Source organism: Acetobacter tropicalis (assembly GCF_001580915.1).
Classification (GTDB): domain Bacteria; phylum Pseudomonadota; class Alphaproteobacteria; order Acetobacterales; family Acetobacteraceae; genus Acetobacter; species Acetobacter tropicalis.
The window spans coordinates 1-21177 of record NZ_LHZQ01000216.1 but is presented as its reverse complement, the minus strand read 5'-3'; the positions used below and the strand labels follow the sequence as shown (position 1 = coordinate 21177).

General features: G+C 52.5%; 14 protein-coding genes. 5 read left to right on the top strand and 9 right to left on the bottom strand.

Translation table 11 applies throughout. The features are described 5' to 3' along the window. Window positions 1-5 precede the first annotated feature (5 nt). The 3 genes from AD944_RS11965 to AD944_RS11955 are packed head-to-tail and all read left to right on the top strand — an operon-like array spanning window position 6 to window position 3432. Window positions 6-929 (top strand): ABC transporter permease, encoded by a 924-nt coding sequence (locus AD944_RS11965; protein WP_231873734.1) that lies wholly within the window; start codon window positions 6-8, stop codon window positions 927-929. After that, entirely contained in the window at window positions 926-1792 is an 867-nt protein-coding gene (locus AD944_RS11960; protein WP_082741357.1) for an ABC transporter permease, read from the top strand. Before AD944_RS11965 ends, AD944_RS11960 begins: the two co-directional genes overlap by 4 nt. Beyond that, a complete protein-coding gene (locus AD944_RS11955) occupies window positions 1789-3432 on the top strand; it encodes a dipeptide ABC transporter ATP-binding protein (protein ID WP_045543679.1) in 1644 nt (547 codons plus the stop codon). The genes AD944_RS11960 and AD944_RS11955 overlap by 4 nt, the downstream gene beginning before the upstream one ends. A gap of 95 nt (window positions 3433-3527) precedes the next feature. Here AD944_RS11955 and AD944_RS11950 read toward each other — a convergent pair whose 3' ends face one another. Beyond that, window positions 3528-4679, bottom strand: a complete 1152-nt coding sequence (locus AD944_RS11950) for an acyl-CoA dehydrogenase family protein (RefSeq protein WP_052427302.1) — start codon at window positions 4677-4679, stop codon at window positions 3528-3530. A gap of 179 nt (window positions 4680-4858) precedes the next feature. Between AD944_RS11950 and AD944_RS11945 the strand changes: the two genes are divergently transcribed. Then, window positions 4859-5836, top strand: a complete 978-nt coding sequence (locus AD944_RS11945; RefSeq protein WP_052427303.1) for an aliphatic sulfonate ABC transporter substrate-binding protein — start codon at window positions 4859-4861, stop codon at window positions 5834-5836. On the opposite strand, the gene AD944_RS11940 is transcribed toward AD944_RS11945, so the two are convergent. Genes AD944_RS11940 through AD944_RS11930 form a run of 3 tightly spaced genes read right to left on the bottom strand, consistent with a single transcriptional unit; the run spans window position 5833 to window position 8045 of the window. Further along, a complete protein-coding gene (locus tag AD944_RS11940; protein WP_045543681.1) occupies window positions 5833-6438 on the bottom strand; it encodes a nitroreductase family protein in 606 nt (201 codons plus the stop codon). The genes AD944_RS11945 and AD944_RS11940 overlap by 4 nt on opposite strands. A gap of 33 nt (window positions 6439-6471) precedes the next feature. Beyond that, the gene (locus AD944_RS11935) at window positions 6472-7224 is read right to left on the bottom strand and encodes an ABC transporter ATP-binding protein (protein WP_045543682.1); all 753 of its coding nucleotides are present in this window, start codon (window positions 7222-7224) and stop codon (window positions 6472-6474) included. Further along, entirely contained in the window at window positions 7221-8045 is an 825-nt protein-coding gene (locus tag AD944_RS11930) for an ABC transporter permease (RefSeq protein WP_035382215.1), read from the bottom strand. Before AD944_RS11930 ends, AD944_RS11935 begins: the two co-directional genes overlap by 4 nt. Window positions 8046-8531: 486 nt before the next feature. On the opposite strand from AD944_RS11930, the gene AD944_RS11925 reads away from it, so the two are divergent. Beyond that, entirely contained in the window at window positions 8532-10781 is a 2250-nt protein-coding gene (locus tag AD944_RS11925) for a TonB-dependent receptor family protein (protein ID WP_045543705.1), read from the top strand. Between the two features lie 97 nt (window positions 10782-10878). On the opposite strand, the gene AD944_RS11920 is transcribed toward AD944_RS11925, so the two are convergent. The 5 genes from AD944_RS11920 to nirB form a co-directional block, all read right to left on the bottom strand. Beyond that, window positions 10879-13515 (bottom strand): M1 family metallopeptidase, encoded by a 2637-nt coding sequence (locus AD944_RS11920; protein WP_045543683.1) that lies wholly within the window; start codon window positions 13513-13515, stop codon window positions 10879-10881. A 137-nt stretch (window positions 13516-13652) separates the two neighbouring features. Continuing rightward, complete coding sequence (locus tag AD944_RS11915) at window positions 13653-14633, bottom strand: ABC transporter substrate-binding protein (protein WP_045543684.1); 981 nt, start codon at window positions 14631-14633, stop codon at window positions 13653-13655. Further along, a complete protein-coding gene (locus tag AD944_RS11910) occupies window positions 14630-15241 on the bottom strand; it encodes an ANTAR domain-containing response regulator (RefSeq protein ID WP_045543685.1) in 612 nt (203 codons plus the stop codon). Before AD944_RS11910 ends, AD944_RS11915 begins: the two co-directional genes overlap by 4 nt. After that, entirely contained in the window at window positions 15241-19188 is a 3948-nt protein-coding gene (locus tag AD944_RS11905; protein ID WP_045543686.1) for a bifunctional nitrate reductase/sulfite reductase flavoprotein subunit alpha, read from the bottom strand. The genes AD944_RS11910 and AD944_RS11905 overlap by 1 nt, the downstream gene beginning before the upstream one ends. 7 nt (window positions 19189-19195) lie before the next feature. Continuing rightward, window positions 19196-21177, bottom strand: a 1982-nt coding sequence (nirB, locus tag AD944_RS11900) for a nitrite reductase large subunit NirB (RefSeq protein WP_061474865.1), incomplete at its 5' end; no start/stop codon positions are given.

Below are 21177 nucleotides of genomic sequence, written 5' to 3'. Positions count from 1 at the left end.
TCTTCTTGAAAAAAGCCCTCATCCGTATTGGTGGAGCCTGTCTGGTTCTCTTTGCCGCGGCCACGCTCACCTTTATTGCTCTGCATCTGGCCCCCGGAGATCCGGTTACAGCCATTCTGGGTGGCTCCGCCAACCCTACTCCCGAAACGATTCAGGAAATCCGGCAGGAATACGGGCTGGATCAACCCATAATGGTGCAATACGGGCTACATGTTTGGCGTGTTCTGTCAGGTCAGCTTGGCTCGTCATTTTCTCAGCACATGCCGGTTACGGATGTTCTGTGGCAACAGGCCCCGCACACCCTAAAACTCATGCTTGCCTCTCTGATCACCGCATGGGTGTTTGCTGTTCTTTCTGTAACGCTCTCTGCCCGAAAGCCGATATTTGACTCTGCCTTTTCCTCTCTGGAAACCCTGTTTGCAGGACTACCGCAATTCTGGATTGGCATCATGCTGCTCTGGCTATTTGCCTACCAGCTTGGCCTGCTTCCGCCGGCTGGCACACATGGCTTTTCTTCCCTCATTCTCCCTACCCTTTCTCTGGCCATTCCTCTGGGCGGTTTTCTGGCCCAGGTCATGCGTGAGTCTTTCAAAACAACACTTGATCAACCTTTTGTCCTGACAGCCCGTTCTCGCGGAGTATCTGACAACAGTGTGCGGTTTCGTCATGTTTTACGCCACGCTCTGTTACCAGGAGTCAGTTTGTCCACATGGGCTATCGGCGCTTTGGTCGGGAATGTTGTTCCCGTTGAAGTAGTGTTCTCTCGCCAGGGGTTAGGGCGTCAGTTGTTTCTGGCCGTCAGCATGCATGATATGCCGCTGGTCACCGGCATCATCCTGTTCATTGCTCTCGTGTACGTCCTCGCTTCCTTTCTGGCAGATGTTCTGTATGTGATCATTGACCCACGGATACAGGAGGCACGCGTATGAGTGCAACTCACTCTATGCCGTTGGCCATCACTACCCCTGCGCGCCTTTGGCAACCATTTGGACGCCATATCGGGTTGACGGTAGCCGTTCTCTACATAACTCTTCTGGTTCTTGCTGCCGTTGCGCCTCATCTTCTGACTCATGGCAATCCTTACGGCATCGCTCCGCGTGAGGCTTTTTCCCCTCCAAGCTGGGTGCATCCCCTCGGCACGGACCAATCTGGACGAGATATCTGGACACGTCTTGTTTTTGGTACGCGTAACTCGCTGGTGATTGGAATAGGGTCCATTCTGTTAGCACTTTCCGTTGCCCTCACCCTTGCCATACCCGGAGCATTCGGTGGACCTGTTGCGGAACAATCTGTAAAATGGATTTTTGAAATCCTTTTTTCTTTTCCCTCCGTTGTCCTTGCCCTTCTCCTTACTGCCATTTTTTCGTCCGGCACATTCCCTCTTATTATCGCCGTTGGTATTGGGGCTGCGCCGGGATACGGGCGCATGCTGTTCGGGCAGTTTCTGGCCATTCGCAACGCAAGTTTTATTGAAGCCGCCCGTTCAATGGGGCATTCTCCAAGCCGAATTTTAAGATCCCACCTTATTCCCAATGCTTTCCGACCGCTGCTCATTGCCGGTGCCATGGGTGTGGGCCAGACCATTATCTGGGCATCTGCTCTCTCGTTTCTAGGGCTCGGCGCGCCGCCTCCCGCCGCGGAATGGGGAACCATGCTCTCCATGGGCCGCGACTACATTGCAGAAGCCTGGTGGATCACGTTTTTCCCCGGAGTTGCCATTGTGCTGACCATGCTGGCCACCACCACCATGGGGCGGTTCCTGAAAACTCATTTTGAAACAAACGTCTCATGAGCCGTTCCCATGACGCAGAGGCCTCTGGCCTCCTTGTCAAAAACCTCTCTGTGAAATTTCAAACAGGCGGTTTTTCTCATACCGCAGTACATTCTATTTCTTTTTCCCTGAAACCGGGAGAAGTTGTCGCCCTTGTTGGGGAATCCGGTTCAGGAAAGACCGTTACCGCCCGTTCATTACTGGGGCTTGCCGGATCCAATGCCCAAATCTCTGCCGACCATCTGTCCCTCAACAGAAGGTCTCTTCTGACCAACACAGAACAGGAATGGCGCAAAATACGCGGAGCAAAAATCGGTTTTGTGCTTCAGGATGCGTTGGTAGCACTAAACCCACTGCGGCCAGTTGGGGCCGAAATTACGGAGGCTCTGACAGCCCATAACTGGGGCACACGCACCAGCCGCAAAAGCCGTGTGTTGGAGTTATTGGCAAAGGCCGGTATCCCCTCAGCACAGGACCGTGTCCATCTGCGGGCAGATCAGCTTTCGGGCGGACTGCGTCAACGTGCTCTGATTGCCAGCGCTCTGGCAATGAACCCTCCTTTTCTGATTGCCGATGAACCAACAACAGCCCTTGATCCTTCCGTGCAGGTTCAAATTCTGGAACTGCTGAAACAGTTACGTGCCGCTGGTCATGGTATTCTTATCATCAGTCATGATCTGGGCTTTGTCTCACAGCTTGCTGATCGGGTTATTGTCATGAATCAGGGGCATATGGTGGAGGAAGGCCAAACGGCTGACCTGCTCACGCGCCCCTGTCACGCCTACACGCGCATGCTTCTCGCAGCCGAACCTGGCAGAAGGCCACCACGCCCTACCATTCCCCCGTCCGCCACACACGCTCCTCTTCTGGAGGCTCATCATCTATCCTTCTCTGTAAAACAGCAGAATGGTGCTACAAAACAGATTGTGCAGGATGTCAGTCTTTCTCTTTTGCCCGGTCGCACATTAGGCTTGATTGGGGAATCCGGTTCCGGAAAAACATCCACCGCCCGGATGATCATGGGGTTTCAGAAACCTTCTTCCGGTTCTGTCGATTTTCAGGGAGAACCTTGGGTCCGATCGGGAAAAGCCAATATTCCAGAAGCCGCACGCCGTGTCCGAAGGCCAAAACTGGCCATTATCTATCAAGACCCGTTAAGTTCGTTTGACCCTCGATGGACCGTACAGACCATCTTGAATGATGCGCTTTCCGTCATTCATGTTCCAAAGTCCGAAAGGCTATCACGCATTCATGCCCTTCTGGCTCAGGTGAGGTTGCCTGATAGCCTCTTGACCAAAAACCCTCTCTTCCTTTCGGGCGGCCAGAGGCAACGCGTAGCAATAGCCCGCGCATTGGCAGTTGAACCCTCTGTCATTCTCTGCGATGAACCCGTCTCCGCATTGGATGTATCTGTTCAGGCACAGATCCTGGATCTTCTGGGCGATCTTCAAAAACGTCTGCATCTTTCTTATCTGTTCATTTCTCATGATCTGAACGTTGTGAGAAATATTTCGGACGATCTAATTGTGATGAAAGAGGGAAAAATTGTTGAAAGCGGCGCGGCTGAACAGATTCTGAAGCATCCTCGCCACCCCTTCACTCAGAAACTGGTTGCGGCAGCGCATCTTATGGGTGATGCAAGCACGGCTCGCTCTGCCTAAGAGCAGCCCGTTTGATGGGCTGGTTTGTTTCCTTGCCACCAGCAGAAAACCAAACAAAAAAATAGGCTTCCGTATAATCGGGAGCCGTATACTCTTTAAAGACCCAGTGCCTGACGCCCCGCTTTGTTCCGTAAAAGTTCAGCATGAGGCGCATGAATACGCCCACACAATGCATCCCGATGGCAACGCTCCAGATCATTGCGTGCAGACAGACCAGCATTTCCTGCAATTGCCAGTAATGTCTGTGTCAGTCCTGCTGCACCATCCACTGTCTGCGTCTTGAGCAGCACTGCCTCTTTCTGCACGCGGTCCTTATCTTTCAGTGCAACAGCTTGGGCAAAAGACCGTAAAAGAGTTTGATTGAGATCCAATGCAATCCGCATGCCACCAATCACATCCTGCATGGCTGGAAGTGTAGCAAGAGCAGCCCCTAGATTAGATGGTTTACGTTCTTTAAGAAAATGCTCCGTCCAGCCAACCGCTGTCCTGACAACGCCATCATAAAGCGCGCCGAGCAATCCCTGATTCCATACACCTAGCACTTTTCCAAAAGTGGAGGAATTTTCTGGAGATGCTTTGAAAACAAGGTGATCGTCAGGCACAGGAACATCCTTCATCACAATTTCCTGGCTCGCTGATGCCCGCATGCCAACGTGATCCCAAGTGGACAGCACTGTTATTCCAAGGGCCTCTCTTGGCACCAGAAAAAATGCAATCTCTGGGTCTGAGGCATCTGTTCTGGCCCTGACCAATAACCATGAGAGTGCCGGTATACCCGTTGCGTAAGCTTTGCGCCCCGTAAGCCTCCACCCCTGCTCCGTTTTATGCGCCACGGTGCCGGGCAAACCACCCCGTGAGGCTGAGCCCTGATCAGGTTCAGCCAGCAATGCATTGATCAGTTTCCCTTGTAGAACCTGCTTGTTCTGAAGGGGCGCAGGATAAGAGGGTAAGGCACGCAATTCTGCGTGCACCATATAATGATTTACCAAAACAAGGGCGGAAACAGGATCTGCCTGTGCAATCGAACCCACTAAGGCCTGGGCCGTTGCCAGATCACATTCCGCCCCGCCATATGCTTGCGGCAACACCACATCAAGGGCGCCCGCTCGCGCAAGAGCATCCAAAGCGTCAAAGGGGAACTCTGCAGTTTTATCCGCGTCCCGCGCCCAGCTTTTCAAATCAGAAAGTATTTCAGAAACACGCTTCTGAACAGAGACAATCTGCGGGTCCGTATCCTGCCCAGTCATGGAATGCTGTTTTCCTTCATTGTCAGTCTGTTATTTTAACTATTAATTTTAGTTATTTAATAGCTTATCCAAATTCAATACATATTAAAAGCAATCCCCTCACCTTCTCTCGTCTGCCCCTTTCTTTTTAACTTTCTGCCTTGTCCATAGAATGATGAATAATAAGGATGTCCACTTTCATGCTACCTCCATTTACGCACAGATTGCGCCGTAGATCATTCCTTACGGCAGCAATCGCAACTGCGGCTAACGCAACCCTTCTGTCAGCTCACAAATCAGTGGCCCAGAGTGCAGATAAAACCCTCCGGGTTGGTTACCAGAGATACGGCACACTCCTCATTCTCAAACAATCGGGACTACTGGAAAAAGCACTCTCGTCTGCCGGGTGGCATGTGAAATGGTCTGAGTTTATCGCCGGACCTCAAATGTTACAGGCCCTTTCAGCCGATGCCATTGATCTGGCTGAAACAGGGGATGCTCCCCCTATTTTTGCCCAATCCAACTGGCCTGACAGATTGGTTTATATTGGCCACAGTGGCTCTGCTCCGTTGGGAGAAGGCATACTGGTTCAGGCAGACAGTGGCATTGAAGCCGTAAAAGATCTGAAAGGCAAAAAAGTCGCCTTTAACAGAGGCTCAAACGTCCATTACCTGCTTCTCAACGCCCTGACTCAAAGTGGCTTGACGATGCAGGATGTTCATCCAGTCAATCTGACACCTGCCGCCGCACGGGCAGCGTTTGAAACCAAACATATTGACGCCTGGGCCATCTGGGACCCTTACCTTGCCGCTGGGGAAGCTCTTCCCTCAGCTAAACTTCTCACAAGCGCAGAAAACCTTTCTCCCAACCGCCAGTTTCTACTCTCGCGTCGCGCCTTTATAGACCAAAATGCAGATATTGCCCGTAAAGTTGTTACCACCTTTTCCGGGCTCGAACCTTGGGTAACCCAGAACCAACAAGACCTGATCCACACACTTGCCGAGAGCACGGGCCTTGCAGAAGGCGTTATCAAGACCGCCCTCTCGCATCTTTCACTGGATGTAGGTTTTATGGATACGACCACACAGGCCGAACAGCAAAAAGCTGCTGACCTGTTGGCTCAGAATGCCCTTATTCCTGGCGCACTCCGCGTAGAGGATATGATTTGGAAAGGTTAATCCTCACGCGGCGGAAAACGCCCTTCAAAAGCTAGTTCTGTTAAAGGCCGGCGGCCGGAGGGCGCTTCTTTCCCCTGCAAGGTTTCCGGCAGAGTAGCTTTTTCACCCTGCTGCCCGATAACGATGGCTGCGTGCAAAGCGTAATCGTCCGGCAATTCCAATCCTGCACGCGCCAAAGCATGATCAAACCCGCTAATGGGATGCGTTGCCCACCCAGCATGAGAAGCCTGCAACTGAACCAGAACAGCCGCCGCCCCAGCATCAAAGGCATGAGTAGGCGCAGGTACGGGCTCTCCGGTGCTACTGGAAAATGTTACGGTATGAGACGCCACAAATACCAGCGCAGACGCATGCTGCGCCCAGGATTGATTGAACGGAATGAGCCATGACAGAAAACGGTCCCAGTCTGGCGTGTCCCGTCGGGCGTACAGAAAGCGCCATGGTTGCCCGTTATAAGCTGAAGGAGCCCACCGTCCTGCCTCCAGAAATGCTTGCAGCGTTTCCTCTGATATAGAAGCCGGCGTAAAAGCGCGCGGAGACCAACGATCAACAATAAAAGAGTTGGCAGACGTTTCTGCCGACCGTTCAGATGCCTTTGTCATAGAGGCTTCATCCTTTTTTCAAAATGGACACTCTTACGCATTCTGCACACCTAATGCGTGCAGAAGCTCACTCCGCAACTGCTCAAAGACTGGATGAGCATGCCGCCGCGGGCGCGGAAGGGTAACAGGCAGATCAACCTTAATCCGCCCGTGTTCCAGCACCAGAACACGATCAGCCAGAACCAGGGCCTCATCTACATCGTGTGTTACCAGTAAAGCCGTGCACTGATGTTTTCTCCACAATGAGAGAACAAGATTCTGCATGTGAATGCGTGTCAAAGCATCCAAAGCAGCAAAAGGTTCATCTAACATCAGGAAAGATGGATTTCGTACAAGCGCGCGTGCCAGTGCCACTCTCTGCGCCTCGCCTCCGGAAAGGGTCAGAGGCCACGCCTCCACCCGATGCAATAAACCCACTTCCTTGAGCACCTGAAGCGCGCGTTCTTTTCCTTCCGGCCCCTTTTGCCCCAACACCACATTTTGCCAGACCCGCTTCCATGGTAACAAGCGGCTTTCCTGAAACACAACAGAAACCGCTTTTGGACGCGCCACCTCTCCATATTCTACTGAGTCCAATCCTGATAGCGTCCGCAACAAGGTAGATTTTCCGGAACCACTGCGCCCCAGCAGCGCAACAAACTGTCCGGATGGTATGTCCAGAGATAAGTGATCCAGAACAGCAGGTCCGTCTCCAAACCGTCTGGTTAAACCCGAGACATGAACCGAGCGTGTCGTGTCAACCGCACGCGGCTCGCCATTTTCCGGTTCTGAAAAAAAGGTGTTCATACGCGCTTGCCACCATCCACTTGCCACGCAAGCAACCAACGTTCTCCGGTTCTTACAACCCAATCAGAAATCAGCCCCAGCAAACCATACACAATCAGCCCGACCAAAATGATATCTGTGCGCAAAAAATCTTCCGCATCCATCATCATATGGCCAATGCCACTTTCCGCATTGACCTGTTCCGCCACAACAAGCATTAACCACGCAACACCCAGCGCATAACGCACTCCAAGTAGCAAATCCGGCAAAGCACCCGGCAGAACCACCTCTCGGATTATCTGACTCCGAGAAAGCCCAAGCGTGCGAGACATCTCCAGAAATTTGGGGTCAATACTGCGAATGCCCTTGTGCAAATTCAGATAAATTGGAAACAAAGCCCCCAGAGTAACAAGAAGAATTTTTGGCTCCTCTCCAATACCGAACCATAGGATGAAAAGGGGAGCCAAAGCCAGAGCAGGCAGAGTGCGCAGGATTTGAAGAGGGGCATCAATTATGTCCTCTCCCAAACGGGAAAGACCAGAAATCAGGGCCAGAATAACGCCAATACCCAACGCAAGACCAAATCCTATGCTTGCGCGCTCCAGAGATACCAGAAGATTAGTTGGGAGCGACCCATCCTTGATCAGCCCCCACGCCGTATGAGCAAGCTGCGCTGGAGAGGGCAATATCCGCGCGGACACAAATCCGCCAGCGCTTGCAATCTGCCAGAACAGAACCAGAAGAACGGGAGAAAGAAACCTGCGGCTCTCCTTCCAGACGAAGCTAAGTTGTCGCCCCCTTAATTTCTGGACCGACCGGGACCTAGAACCGCTTTCTGACATCAAACATCCTTCTGTTTCTGCGTCATCCACAGACAGCCCAAAACTCGAACTGGGTCGTTGTTTTTATTTTATGACTTATTTTTTTGTTATTTCAACTGCCCGTAGAAAAAATGTGAAATCCACTTCGTTCTCGTCTTATCTGCCAGTCACCTTGACCCTCCCTCTTTCGGAAAGCCAGTGCAGGTTACATTCGCATCTTCCACACCATAAAATCTAAAATTCCTATAAGTTCTTGTTTTTTAATATATTAAATAAAGAAAACAACACACATCTGAACCTCAAACCCGTTTCCACATACTTTTTCGTGTCTAATTTACAACATACATTATATTTTGTTGAATCGCAGTTTACCGATATCACATGCTGATATATTCCACATTGTCGACATATGTAATTATCTTACTCTTACGGATTAAAAATATGGATCACCTCGCCGCACCACTTCCTGCCCTTATGGTTCGTGCTTCCCGTGTGTGTTCCTTTTTTATGACTTCCCCTGTCCGGGTGAGTGCTCTCCTGACAACCACAGCATTGGTGACAACCTCTACCGCAGCTTTCGCCACCCCTATGGAGATGACGCACCAGCCTTCAGCCGCCGCAGCACATCATATCTCGGCCACCCATAAAGGGTCTGGTCATGTACATACCCATACGCATGGTGCCGTATCAGACAGTATGGAAGGCATGCATCATGACCACGGCCCCGCTCACAGTCACACTGCCGAGCAGATAACGGTAACGCATCATCATACCCCTGCGGTTATGCAGGCAGAACGCAGATTATCCCGTATTCCCGGCGGTACCAGCGTGATTGATGCGTCCGTTATGTTACGTGGCCGGAGCGCGACAAATGCTGACTCCTTCAAATATCAGGCTGGCGTATTCGCTCAGGCACCCTGCGGATCAGATGATCTGCGAATTTCCATCCGTGGCTCTGGTATCCAGACGGGCCTGAACGCCACACGGTCCGGTATTCTTTTCCTGTTTGATGGCCTACCTTTAACCACGCCAATTGGAACCGTGAACGAACTGCAGGAGCCATTGGGCATAAAATACACTGAAGTGCTACGGGGCGGAAATGGTTTTGACTACGGCTCCCTCATGCTGGGCGGCGCCATCAATTACGTGACCAATACTGGGTATGACGCTCAAACCTATCAGGCTCGTGTTGAAGCTGGCAGCTTTGGCTACGTGAAGGAACAGCTCAGTTCCGGCAAGGTTATTGGCAAACATGACTATTATCTTAGCGTGACAAATTCCTATCGTTCAGGTTATCAGGAAAACACAAAATCCACCAATTTTGGCGTTAACTTCAATTATGGCTACAAATTTAATGATCGTGTTGATAACCGCTTTTTCTTCCGGTATCGCCAGACGTCTGAAGGCAACCCCTACTATCTGACACGTGCCCAGGTCGCACAGAACCCCAAACAGGCACAGGAACCCTATCGTTACTGGGGCACAAAAACCATAGAACCCGGCACAAAATATGCTGCGGACCGCCTGAGTATCCGTGTAGATGATAATTCCAAGATTATGCTTGGTTTTGTTTACATGAACGCGCCTATGGATCATGAACTGGGCAACACATCCTCCCTGTACGATATTGACTACGCCTCCGCAGTTCTCAGCTACCAGCGGCATGACAAGCTCTTCGGTCACCAGAGCGATACAGATGCGGGTGTCTATACAACCCATGATCTGCACGCCACCATCGAAAACCGTGTCAGACGCTCGCAAGCCTATCCAAATGTGCCTTTTGGCGCGTTGGTCACCCGTTCACATCTGGGCGGCAGCGACAATATTTTTCATGTTAGCAATAATACGGAACTTTTCCATAATTTCTGGCTGACTGTTGCGGGCGCGCTGGATTACTCCCCCCGCTCTGGCAGCCAGACCTATCCGGAAAAAAGCCGTTTCAGTCAGGATGCCTTGTATTTTTCACCGCGGGCCGGTTTCCGCTATGTCATCAACCCGCATATTCAGGTTTACGGAAATGTCAGCCGCAGTGTGCAGCCTGCTCAGGACTGGCAGTATCTTTCTGGAAGCCTCTATACGTCAGGCATCGCGCAAGGATTAACCAAAGACTGGGCCATGCTGAAACCCCAGACAGCAACCACATTTGAAGTGGGTACAAGCGGAGAATATGCCGGCACGCAGTGGAGCCTATCCTATTATCACTCTGCGGTTCATAATGAACTACTCTCCGTTATGACCCCCACATCCCAGCTTTATAACAACGCAACGTACGGCAATGCTTCACCTACCACTCATCAAGGGGTGGAATTTGCGCTGCATTCAACCCTCTACCAGTGGAGTGGAAACATCATTTCTCTCCGCCAAGCCTACACTTATCAGGATTTTCGTTTTAATCATGATCCGGTTTGGGGCCATAACCATATACCTGGTATCCCGCAGCATTATTACCAAGGCGAATTGCATCTTGATCTGAAGAACGGATTTTATGCTGCCGTTGATGCAGAAGTCGCATCATCCGTTCTTGCATCTTATAATAACCAGTATCGGGCTGCCCCTTACCATATTTATAATTTTAACATGGGGTATCAGTGGCCTAAAAAGCATCGTCAAGTATATCTGAGCTTCCATAACCTTGCGAACAAGCATTATGCAACCGGCGTCGTTCCCGTTTATGGAAGTGGCAATGCACAACCTTCAGCTCTTCTTGTAGGCGATGGATTTGGTATATTCGCTGGAATATCATTTGGGTTTGACTAACTTAGAGTTCTACTTTTCTTAAAATTAAAAAACATGTCCTGCTTACTGGGAGCATCCCGAAGCAGGACATGTTACGGTATCTCTCAATAAAAAATTACTAATGATGCGTTGCGCTTAACCAAGCATGAATTTGCGATTGTGCAGCCTGCATGGCTTCTTTACGTGCGCTAATTTCACTCAATGCTTTGGCCGTTGCAATTTTTGCACCCGTTGTTTTGCCTGATTCAGGATCATTTTCCAGCTCGTGTGCAATATGTGCACTATCTGAATATACGGCAATCCCGGCCAGAAACCCATCTTGAGACCATGGAGCCAGATGCGTTCTGATATCTGCTTCATGCTGCTTTACAAGCTTCCATACCAGATCAGGATTTTCGCTACTGTCAGCCACTCTTGCTAGCGCCGAGGCAATACGTCCGTTAGGAATGGCACCGCTATAGGCTAACGCTACATTCTGCTCAATCAGTGCAGGGCTTGTGGCTCCCGCAATGGCATTAAACAGGCGCAACTTCACTTCCGTGGCCTGTGTGCTACGAACTTTTCCTGCCATGATGTCATACGTTTTCTGATCTGGGTGTTTCATGGCAATCCCCGCTACCACGCCCACAATATCCGGGCGCAGAGAATCCGGATTATCCAGCCATTGTGCGAAGCGGGTTTTAGCATCTGCCATTATCGCCGGGTCTTCAAACTTGCCCAAGGCGGAAATAACAGAAGGCCGCAGCATGGTATCCAGCACATTTTCATCTGGCTTCTGATCCCACCCAAGACGAGCAAAAACAGGTGTCAGACTTTTACGTGCGTAGACCCGAAACGCGTCACGATCTTCCGACCCTTTCAGGTAGTCATCCAGAACGTCAAATTTTCCAATAATTTCCTGAATGACTGCAATATTACTCTCATTCGCTTCCAGAATATGATCCGCAAGCGTGAGGTAAGAGGACAATTGTGCCTGCCCTGAACGGAAAAGTGCAAACTGGTCTCCCAGCAGGTTTGCCTTATCAACCGCAGAAAATGTGCTGATAATCTTTAGCAAAGCCTCAAATGCTGAGGACTCGTAACGGACACGGTAGTATCCGCTTTCCCCCAAATTCATTTTCACTGGCACATTGCATCCCGCCACAGAGAATGTCTGTGGGGCTTTACCCAGAACCAGCTTGTGGACCGGCAAACCGGGAGCCCCCGCCACAACAGGAATGTTCCATACCTGATCTTTTGGCGTGGGATCATGGATGGTAAAGCGGGATTGGCTTAGAGTGTAAACGGTTTTTCCGCTCTGGCAGGACGTGGCAACATTCACCAGCGGAATACCCGGCTGTTCAGTAAAACTACGCGCAACCGTACCGACATCCTGTCCAGATGCGCCAGACAACGCGTTCCACAAATCCTGGCTTGTTGCGCTACCATAGGCATGAGCTTTCATATACGCCCGCATACCCTGGCGAAAACGATCTTCTCCCAACCAGCCTTCCAACATACGGATAACCAGTTCACCTTTCCCATAGCTGATCCCGTCAAACGCGGAATTTGCTTCGCTTACGTTGTGAATGGTTTGCTGAATCGGGTGGGTACTGGAAAGCGCATCCGTACCCATGGTTTCTTCTCGCGTTTCGTGCTGACGGGGCCAGATCTCCCATTGCGGGTTCATCTTGTCTGTCGCCTTGATTTCCATCCAAGAGGCGAACCCTTCGTTCAACCAGATATTGTCCCACCAGCCCATGGTCACCAGATCACCAGACCATTGATGCGCCATTTCATGAGCGACCACTTCATAAATCAGTTCACGCGTACGGGGGGTACTGTTTTTTGGGTCAAACAGGAGCACGTTATCAATGTAGGTCAGAAGCCCCCAGTTCTCCATGGCTCCAGCTTGATAATTGCCAGGAATGGCCACCATATCCATTTTGGGAAGCGGATATTTCACACCAAAATAGCTATTATAATACGGCAGTATCTTTTCTGCGGCATGAAGTGCGAATTCCCCCTGCCCTTCCAAACCTGAGGGGGCGTAAACAGCCAGCGGTGTTCCATCAGCTTGCCCTCGGACCGCCTTCATGTCTCCCGCAACCAACGCCAGAAGGTAAGTGGACATACGGGGTGTGGTTGCAAACGAAACCTGTTTTTGCCCCTGCCCTTCGGTCTTGGTGGCTGTAATCGGCATGTTGCTCACCGCCACATAATCCGCTGGCAAAGCCACATTCAACTGAAAGGTCGCCTTAAAGGCCGGCTCATCCCACCCCGGAAACATGCGCCGTGCATCTGCCACTTCAAACTGGGTGACAAGCATGCGTTTTGCTTCACCGTTGGGAGAAGTGTAGTCATCCACATAGATACCATTCGGGGTTTTCAGGATGGGCCCAGAATACCTGATGGCAAGCGTATGTACGCCCCTGGCAACATTTTGGGGAAACCGCAACGTCACGGTCTCGGCTGTGTCATTCTGGCTGATATCCGCTTTGATACTGTTATCCAGAACAGCGTCAGACAGCTTTAGCCCTGCCTGATTCATAGTCATTTCCGCTGTGGCGGAAAGCACGTTGACCTTGATTGTCTCTTGGCCGGTTAGGGAGAGACGGTCCATGTCTGTTGCAACATGAATAACATAGGACAATGGAGCAACAGTCTTAGGCAGTTCTCCTGCCGTCTGCTGAAATGAAAATGTCTGCTCGGCATGAGCAGGAATAACGAGCGGCAAACCTGCAAGCAACGTTGTAAAAGATAGAAACCTACGCATAAAAACGTCTCTCTCCAGAAAGCAGGCACGACGAGGCTCTTCATGCCCCTGATTTTCAGTGCATGTATCGTGGCATAATCCCGAGGTCTCTAGAAGTGGACTTGCACTGATAATGCGCCCACTTCGGACAGAGGCACTTACGCGTGCGTCGTTTCTGCTGCTCCGGAGCCAAACAGGCGCGTCAGTGTCTTCCGTCCGGCCTCTTCCAACCACCCCAAAACCATCATATCCTTCATAATCCAGTCCAGATCAGATAGCTGGAGGCTTCCCCCGGTAAAGGTAATAACATCATTAGCTCCTCCACCGGGGAGAATCGCACGAGTTGCCCCTACGGGGAGGGTCAGCCCCCCCTCTGATACGGGAAGAGCAAGTATCCTCGCTATATTTTCTGCTTGTTCTGGTTGCTGGCAGAAAGAAAGAGCGTCCTCAACAGCACGGGACACACGGTGCACCACGTCTTCGTCTAGAGAGAATTTTCCGGATGTGACAAGGATTTTTTCAATATGATTTGGTAGAACAGTGGCTGAGCCACCTACCTGAAAGGCAAGCCCCAACAGTTCCGCCTCTGTTCCCCAAGGCGGCCCCACACAACACCCATCAATCGTTTTTTCAGAAAGAGCATGGATCATGTCTGTGGGGGGCATGACGCACAAATCAGTCTCTTTCTCCATCTCGACTTCAATACTCTCTAGAAATCGTCGCAGAATGAGAAGATGCGTTGAATACATGTGCACAACAGCCAAACGGGGCTTGCGCCCAAGGGCGGCGCGCCAGACATCAAAAGCCTGCCGCCCTGCCAATCCAGCCTGCCATACCGCACGAACCGGAGCGCTCCCCCGTAGCATAATGGTGTTACCACCCCGACTAACCCGGCCCAGAGGACGAAGCATTGTGTCAGGGCCGCGTCGCCCCAGCGCCGTCATCATAGCCAAAGGCGCGAACATGACGGCCGCATCCAGACGATTCCATGCTAGGCCATCGGCAATGTTCGCCCAGGATGGAGAAACAACAATCTCGGCTTCCAGACCATACTGTGCAAAAAGCCCCTGCTGCCGCGCCATGATGACCGGCGCACTATCGGCCAGTTTCAACACTCCGATGCGGACCGCTACAGTCATGATGCATTATCCTTCCTCTGCAATGCCAGATAGTCTGCAGCCACAACGGCAATGCGGCTTGAAGTCTGCATGGCGCGCCGCTGGAGCCAGCGGTAAGCCTGAGGTTCGCTGGCTTTCTCATTCTTCATGAAGCACCTTTTCGCCTGTTCGATCATGCTGCGTTCCGCCAGAATACGCTGAGCCTCGGTCAGTTCATTTCGCGTGCGATGGAAACGGGTATAAAGCGCAATGGCTGCCCGCAGCAGAGGCTTCACATCCCGTGGGGGCGCATCTACCACGTTGTAGGAACAGATGCCCGTATCAAAAGCTGTTTCCATCAACTCCACGTCGTCTTCGTCCACAAACAGGGCAACCGGTCGCTCCAGCGCTGATCCTGATAACGCCCGAATACTGTCCAGTGCATCACGATCTGCTCGCTCCATATCTACGAGCACAACATCAGGTCCGTGGAGCCGCACAGCCTCAATCAGCGCCATACCGGGGGGAACAGTCAGCACTTCAAGAGAGTCATCCGCCCTGAGTGTTTCCAGAAGAGCATAGCCGCGTTTAGGGTTCTCATCCGCGACGAGAACCTTAAGCGACGGACGTGACAAAGCGCCTTCAGTCATCAATAAACATCACGCAGATAGCGCCCTTCACCCGTCAGGCCTGCAACAAATGCCTCCGCTGCCTCCATGGACAGATTGCCGTGACGCACAACAATTCTGCGAAGTGCAGCATCCACATCTCGCGCCATCCGTGTAGCATCTCCGCAGACGTACACAGATGCCCCCTCACGCAGCCACTGCCAAATGTCCGCTCCTACCTGTTCCATCCGGTCCTGCACATAGATCTGCTCCGCCTGATCCCGAGAGAATGCCGTATCCAGACGTGTTAGAAAACCTTCGTGCAGGAAGGTTTCCAATTCATCGCGATAATAGAAACTCTCTTCCGCATGGCGCTCGCCAAAGAAAAGCCAGTTTTTCCCTTGAGCTTTCCGGGCGGCACGATCCTGCAAAAAACCTCTGAATGGCGCAATTCCAGTGCCAGGGCCAATCATAATGATGGAAGCAGCATCATCCTGTGGAAGCCTGAAATGTGTGGTTGGCTGCACAAAAACCGGAACGTTCATGCCCTCTTCCAGTCCGGCAAGCCAGTTAGAGCATACGCCAGGCCAAGGTGCGGAGTTAACCCCCACGGTCAATTCTACCACACGCCCGGACACGAAGGGGGAGGACGCAATGGAATAAAGACGAGGCTGCATGCGCCGGAACAGCGCCGGAACATCCTGCGTCGCCACCCGCAGAGAAGCTCCCTTCAGAAGATCAGGAAGAAAACCCGGCGCAGGGTCTCCAAGAGCAGCCAGCATGGCCGGATGAGGACGGGACAGATCAAGATGACGCAAAAGCGCCTCTTTCAATACCACCGTACCATGGCCCCGCAGAACAATGGGAGTTTCCTCGGGCAGATTAAGCGCTCGGAGGGTCATCTCCACATGAGATAGGGGATTACAGGGCCAGACCCCCAGTGCATCTCCCGGTGCCCACACCAGTTCCGTCTCACTCAGGTCCAGACCAATGCGGCGCGTGTCTCTTTCACACCCAGATGCACAGAGACGTTGATTGATCTGTAACCGTGCCATTACGGGCATGTCGCGTGTGCCAGCCACCGGTTCTGCAACACGTTCCGCAACAGCCGTCACCGCCCCGCTTTCCCGTTGGCCGAGAGATGTCAGAACCGCGCCACGCCAAGTTTCGACTACATCTTCAAAATCTGGCTCACAGTCCATTCGGTCGAGAAACGGCATTGCGCCCAACTCCCGCAAGCGGCTATCCAACATCCGCCCAAAACCGCAAAAATTCGCATAAGAAGAGTCGCCTAATGCCAACACGGTAAATCTGAGGTCGGCTAAGGATACTTCCCGTTCCCTCAGCATGGTCCAGAACGGTCCCGCACAATCTGGAGGATCACCGTCCCCAAATGTAGAGACAACAAAGAGTGCTGTGCCGGAAACGGATATGTCTGGATCAAATTCGCTTAAACATCTGGCCGTAGCCGTGTGACCTGCCTCTTGCAACCAGGCCGCCACCGTACCCGCAAGTTCTTCCGCTCTACCGGTCTGCGAGGCCCACCATACAGTTATACCGGATATTGGCAGAGAAACATCTTGCTCCCGACTGCGACTATAAAGACCGGCAAGAAGGCCATCAATCCGGGAACGTACGTCTGCTGGCACAGGAGCCGAAGGCGGCAACACGGGTAACTCTCCAGTGTGAGGGGGAGAAATTTCCAGCCCCTCAAGAAACCCGGAAAGCCATAAATGCGCTTCGGCTGGCAAAGAGGCAGCGATTGGCAACGCTGGGCTCTTCAACCCAAGGTGACTGACAAGAGCGTGCACCCCCATGGCATGGCCCCCTTCACTCCCCAGTTCCTTACTGCCACTCTCTCTGCCCGGCTGCTTGTCCACACGTTCGAGCGTTACTGCGCAGAGCTTGAAACCCGGCTGCAACGAGATGGGATCAACGATGTCTGACGTAATGGTATTGACCGTCTGGCCCTCTCCAAACCGATCATTCCAGTGAAACGGAGCAAAACATGTGCCGGGACTGACACGGGAAGACACTTCTACCGGCAGCACAATTTTGCCCCGTCTTGAGGTAATCCGTGCACTGTCACCCTGTACAAAACCGAGCGGTCCCGCATCTTCCGGGGCAATCTCTACAAACGGGCCGGGACTAAGCCGATTCAGACTTTCCACCCGCCCTGTCTTGGTCAGTGTATGCCATTGATGTTGCAAACGCCCACTATTCAGCACGAAGGGAAACTCTTCGTTCGGCCATTCATCAGGACGCAGCCACGGGCGCGGATGAAAAATGCCTCTGCCATCCGGTGTTGGGAAAACAGGCCCGTGTCCATCGGGCTGAAGATAGCGGATAGGGTGACGGGCCTGCCTATCACCAGATGGAGCAGGCCACTGTACCGGCCCCTCGCGGAGCCGCGCATGGCTTACGCCTGCAATGTCATAACCGGTTTTCGGGTTGGTAAAACGGCTCGCTTCGGCAAACACCTCGGCGGAGGAGGAGTAGGAAAAATCCTTCTTAAAGCCCATGGCTTGCGCGACACGTGCAATAATCTCCCAATCCGCCATTGCCTCACCCGGAGGCAGAACAGCCTGGCGTGCAAGTGTGATTGTACGGTCGGAATTAACCTGCACACCATCAGCCTCGGCCCACAATGCGGCAGGGAGCACAATGTCAGCAAAGTATGCGGTTTCGCTGTCAGCAAATGCGTCCTGCACAATCACGCATTCCGCGACCTCAAGCGCCCGGACAACATGTCCACGGTTGGCCACGGTCGCAACAGGATTGGTACAGATAACCCAGCATGCCTTGATCTCTCCACGCTCTATTGCATTGAACATGCCTATGGCACCATTCCCTTCGGCCTCCCGGAGGGTGCCGGGCGGTAGAGACCACTGCTCCTCGGTAAACGCACGGTCAGCGGCAACAAGCGCACTGCGCTGCCCCGGCAAACCGGGCCCCATATAGCCCATCTCCCGTCCCCCCATCGCATTGGGTTGACCCGTCAGAGAGAACGGACCGCTGCCAGGGCGGCAGATCGCCCCGGTGGCGAGGTGAAGATTGCACAAGGCGTTGGTGTTCCACGTCCCGGCAACACTCTGGTTCAGCCCCATGGTCCACAGGCTTAGCCACTCACCGGCCTCAGCTATCCAGCGCGCGGCAGTCAGAATATCGTCCACCGGCAGGCCGGTAATGTCGGCCACCCTTTCCGGCGTGTATTCTTCCACAAAAGGCACCATCGCATCCCATCCACTGGTGAAACGCGCAATGAAGTCCCGATCAATAGCCTCATTTTTTACTAAAAGATGAAGCACCCCATTCAACAGCGCCAGATCCGTTCCGGGACGAATAGGAAGATACAAATCCGCTTTTTCCGCTGTGGCTGTCCGGCGGGGATCGACAACAATCAGCTTCGCCCCCGCCCGCTTACGGTCCAGCAGACGCAGAAACAGGATAGGATGACAGTCCGCCATGTTTGCACCGATCACAAAAAACAGATCGGTACAGTCGAAATCTTCATAACTACCTGGAGGAGCGTCCGCGCCAAGAGAGAGTTTGTAGCCTGTCCCCGCGGCAGCCATGCAAAGGCGGGAATTGGATTCAATATACTGGCTGCGGACAAACCCCTTCGCCAGTTTGTTAATGAGATACTGCGCTTCCAGCGACATCTGTCCGGAAACGTAAAAGGCAATGGCGTCTGGCCCGTGTTCTTCCAGAATGGAGCGCAGCCTCGCTGCCGTGACCTCAATGGCTTCCTGCATGGGAAGCGAAACCGCCTTCCCCCCTCGCTCAGAACGGAGAATAGCCTGTTTCAGGCGCTGATCGGAAAGAAGAGGCTTGTCGCAGCTACTCCCTTTAGTGCAAAGACGACCACCATTTGCAGGATGCGCGGCATCCCCGCGCACCTTGGCAATGCGGCCGTTTTCAACCTCCATAATGATCCCGCACCCCACGCCACAATAGGGGCATACGGTGCGAATTTCCTCCTTCGCCATAGCAGCCTCAGACAGACACAAGGTCTGATACGGCCTCCACTGTTTTCGCTTTAATCTGGACCTTTCCGCCTTCCAAACGGGCATCCCATGTGCGCAGTCGGACAGCAGGATCTTCCAGACATTGACCATCCTCTAAGCGGAAATGCTGTTTATAGAGCGGAGATGCCACCACCAGATGGCCTTTCAGGTCACCCATGATCCCGCGACCAATCACATTAGCATTCGAGAACGGATCATGGTTGTCGATCGCATAGACACGAGATGACTTGCCCTCCGTTTCCGGCAGGTAGAACAGCGCAATCTGATTGCCCTCATACCAAGCCACAACACCAGATTTTTCTACCAGATCATCCTGCTTACACAGGCTGGCCCAGTTTGATGGGCCGCCAGAGGTGATGGTTTCTGGCAGGTTGTCTGCTGGCCGAACCTGATCGCGCTCGGGCACAGTGCGAATATTCGGATCAGGCCGACTGTCATTGACAAAGGTGCGAAACCTTTTAAGCTTTTCACGGTCAGTCAACGCGTTGCGCCATTCGCACTGGTATCGATCAACAACCAGTTGCATCTGCCGCTCCAGTTCCTCACAAATGCCCAGGCTGTCCTTGATGATCACATCTTTCAGATAATCCAGGCCACCTTCAAGGTTTTCGCGCCAGACAGATGTACGTTGAAGTTTATCTGCCGTCCGGATGTAAAACATCAGAAAACGATCAATATATTTTACAAGCGTGTCCGCATCGAGATCTGTCGCAAACAGTTCTGCATGACGCGGCCGCATGCCGCCGTTGCCGCAGACATACAGATTCCAGCCATGTTCGGTAGCAATCACACCCACATCTTTACTCTGCGCCTCCGCACATTCGCGCGTGCAGCCAGAGACAGCAAATTTCAGTTTATGCGGGGCCCGTAGCCCCTTGTAGCGGTTTTCCAGATCAAGCGCCTTACCCACGCTATCCTGCACACCATACCGACACCATGTGCTTCCCACGCAGGATTTCACGGTTCGTGTCGATTTTCCGTAAGCATGTCCGGTCTCGAAGCCTGCGTCGAGAAGCTCGTTCCAGATATCCGGCAGATGATCCAGTTGGGCACCGAACAGATCAATCCGCTGGCCGCCGGTAATTTTGGTGTAGAGGTTATATTTCTTTGCAACCTGCCCAAGAACAATCAGTTTTTCCGGTGTAATTTCACCGCCTGCAATCCGGGGGACAACCGAATATGTTCCATTTTTTTGCATATTGGCCATGAACGTATCGTTCGTGTCCTGCAATGGAATGTAAAGCGGGTCTGTAATAGGTTTATTCCAGGCCGACGCCATGATCGACCCGACAACAGGTTTGCAGATGTCACACCCCAAACCACCATTGCCGTACGGAGCCATCAACTCTTCAAAAGTCTGAATACCATGCACCCGGACGAGGGAATAAAGCTCCTGCCGTGTATAAGAAAAATGCTCACACAGACTGCGGTCTACAGTAATGCCACGTGCTTCCAGTTCTGTTTCGAACACACTTTTGAGGAGCGCCGCACATCCACCACATCCTGAGCTGGCTTTGGTAGCCTGTTTCAGCGCGCCAAGCTCCGCACAGCCCTCATCAATGGAAGAACAGATCGCGCCTTTGGTCACATTGTGACACGAGCAGATCATGGCCGTATCGGGGAGCGCATCCGCACCAAGCAGTTCAGCCCCTTCGCCTCGCGGTAGGATCAGTACCGCAGGGTCCTGTGGTGGTTTGACTCCATTCTGAACATATTGAAGGATGGTATCGTAATAAGCATTATCCCCCACCAGAACCGCACCAAGCACGCGTGTTCCGTCCGCTGAAAGCACAAGCCGGCGGTAGGACCCGTCTGCCTCTCCAATAAAACGATAGCTGCGACTGCCCGGTGTTGCGCCGTGCGCATCTCCAATAGAGCCCACATCAACGCCCAGCAGCTTGAGCTTGGTGGACGGTAATCCCCCCATAAAAAGAGTGGCTTTTGAATGAG

Excerpts from the sequence above, each read along its gene's own strand:
- AD944_RS11910 (WP_045543685.1), bottom strand. The coding sequence starts at position 15,241 with ATGACTGAAGGCGCTTTGTCACGTCCGTCGCTTAAGGTTCTCGTCGCG.
- AD944_RS11940 (WP_045543681.1), bottom strand. The coding sequence starts at position 6,438 with ATGACAAAGGCATCTGAACGGTCGGCAGAAACGTCTGCCAACTCTTTT.
- AD944_RS11950 (WP_052427302.1), bottom strand. The coding sequence starts at position 4,679 with ATGACTGGGCAGGATACGGACCCGCAGATTGTCTCTGTTCAGAAGCGT.
- AD944_RS11905 (WP_045543686.1), bottom strand. The coding sequence starts at position 19,188 with ATGGCGAAGGAGGAAATTCGCACCGTATGCCCCTATTGTGGCGTGGGG.
- AD944_RS11935 (WP_045543682.1), bottom strand. The coding sequence starts at position 7,224 with ATGAACACCTTTTTTTCAGAACCGGAAAATGGCGAGCCGCGTGCGGTT.
- AD944_RS11920 (WP_045543683.1), bottom strand. The coding sequence starts at position 13,515 with ATGCGTAGGTTTCTATCTTTTACAACGTTGCTTGCAGGTTTGCCGCTC.
- AD944_RS11915 (WP_045543684.1), bottom strand. The coding sequence starts at position 14,633 with ATGACTGTAGCGGTCCGCATCGGAGTGTTGAAACTGGCCGATAGTGCG.
- AD944_RS11925 (WP_045543705.1), top strand. The coding sequence starts at position 8,532 with ATGACTTCCCCTGTCCGGGTGAGTGCTCTCCTGACAACCACAGCATTG.
- AD944_RS11930 (WP_035382215.1), bottom strand. The coding sequence starts at position 8,045 with ATGTCAGAAAGCGGTTCTAGGTCCCGGTCGGTCCAGAAATTAAGGGGG.
- AD944_RS11945 (WP_052427303.1), top strand. The coding sequence starts at position 4,859 with ATGCTACCTCCATTTACGCACAGATTGCGCCGTAGATCATTCCTTACG.
- AD944_RS11955 (WP_045543679.1), top strand. The coding sequence starts at position 1,789 with ATGAGCCGTTCCCATGACGCAGAGGCCTCTGGCCTCCTTGTCAAAAAC.
- AD944_RS11960 (WP_082741357.1), top strand. The coding sequence starts at position 926 with ATGAGTGCAACTCACTCTATGCCGTTGGCCATCACTACCCCTGCGCGC.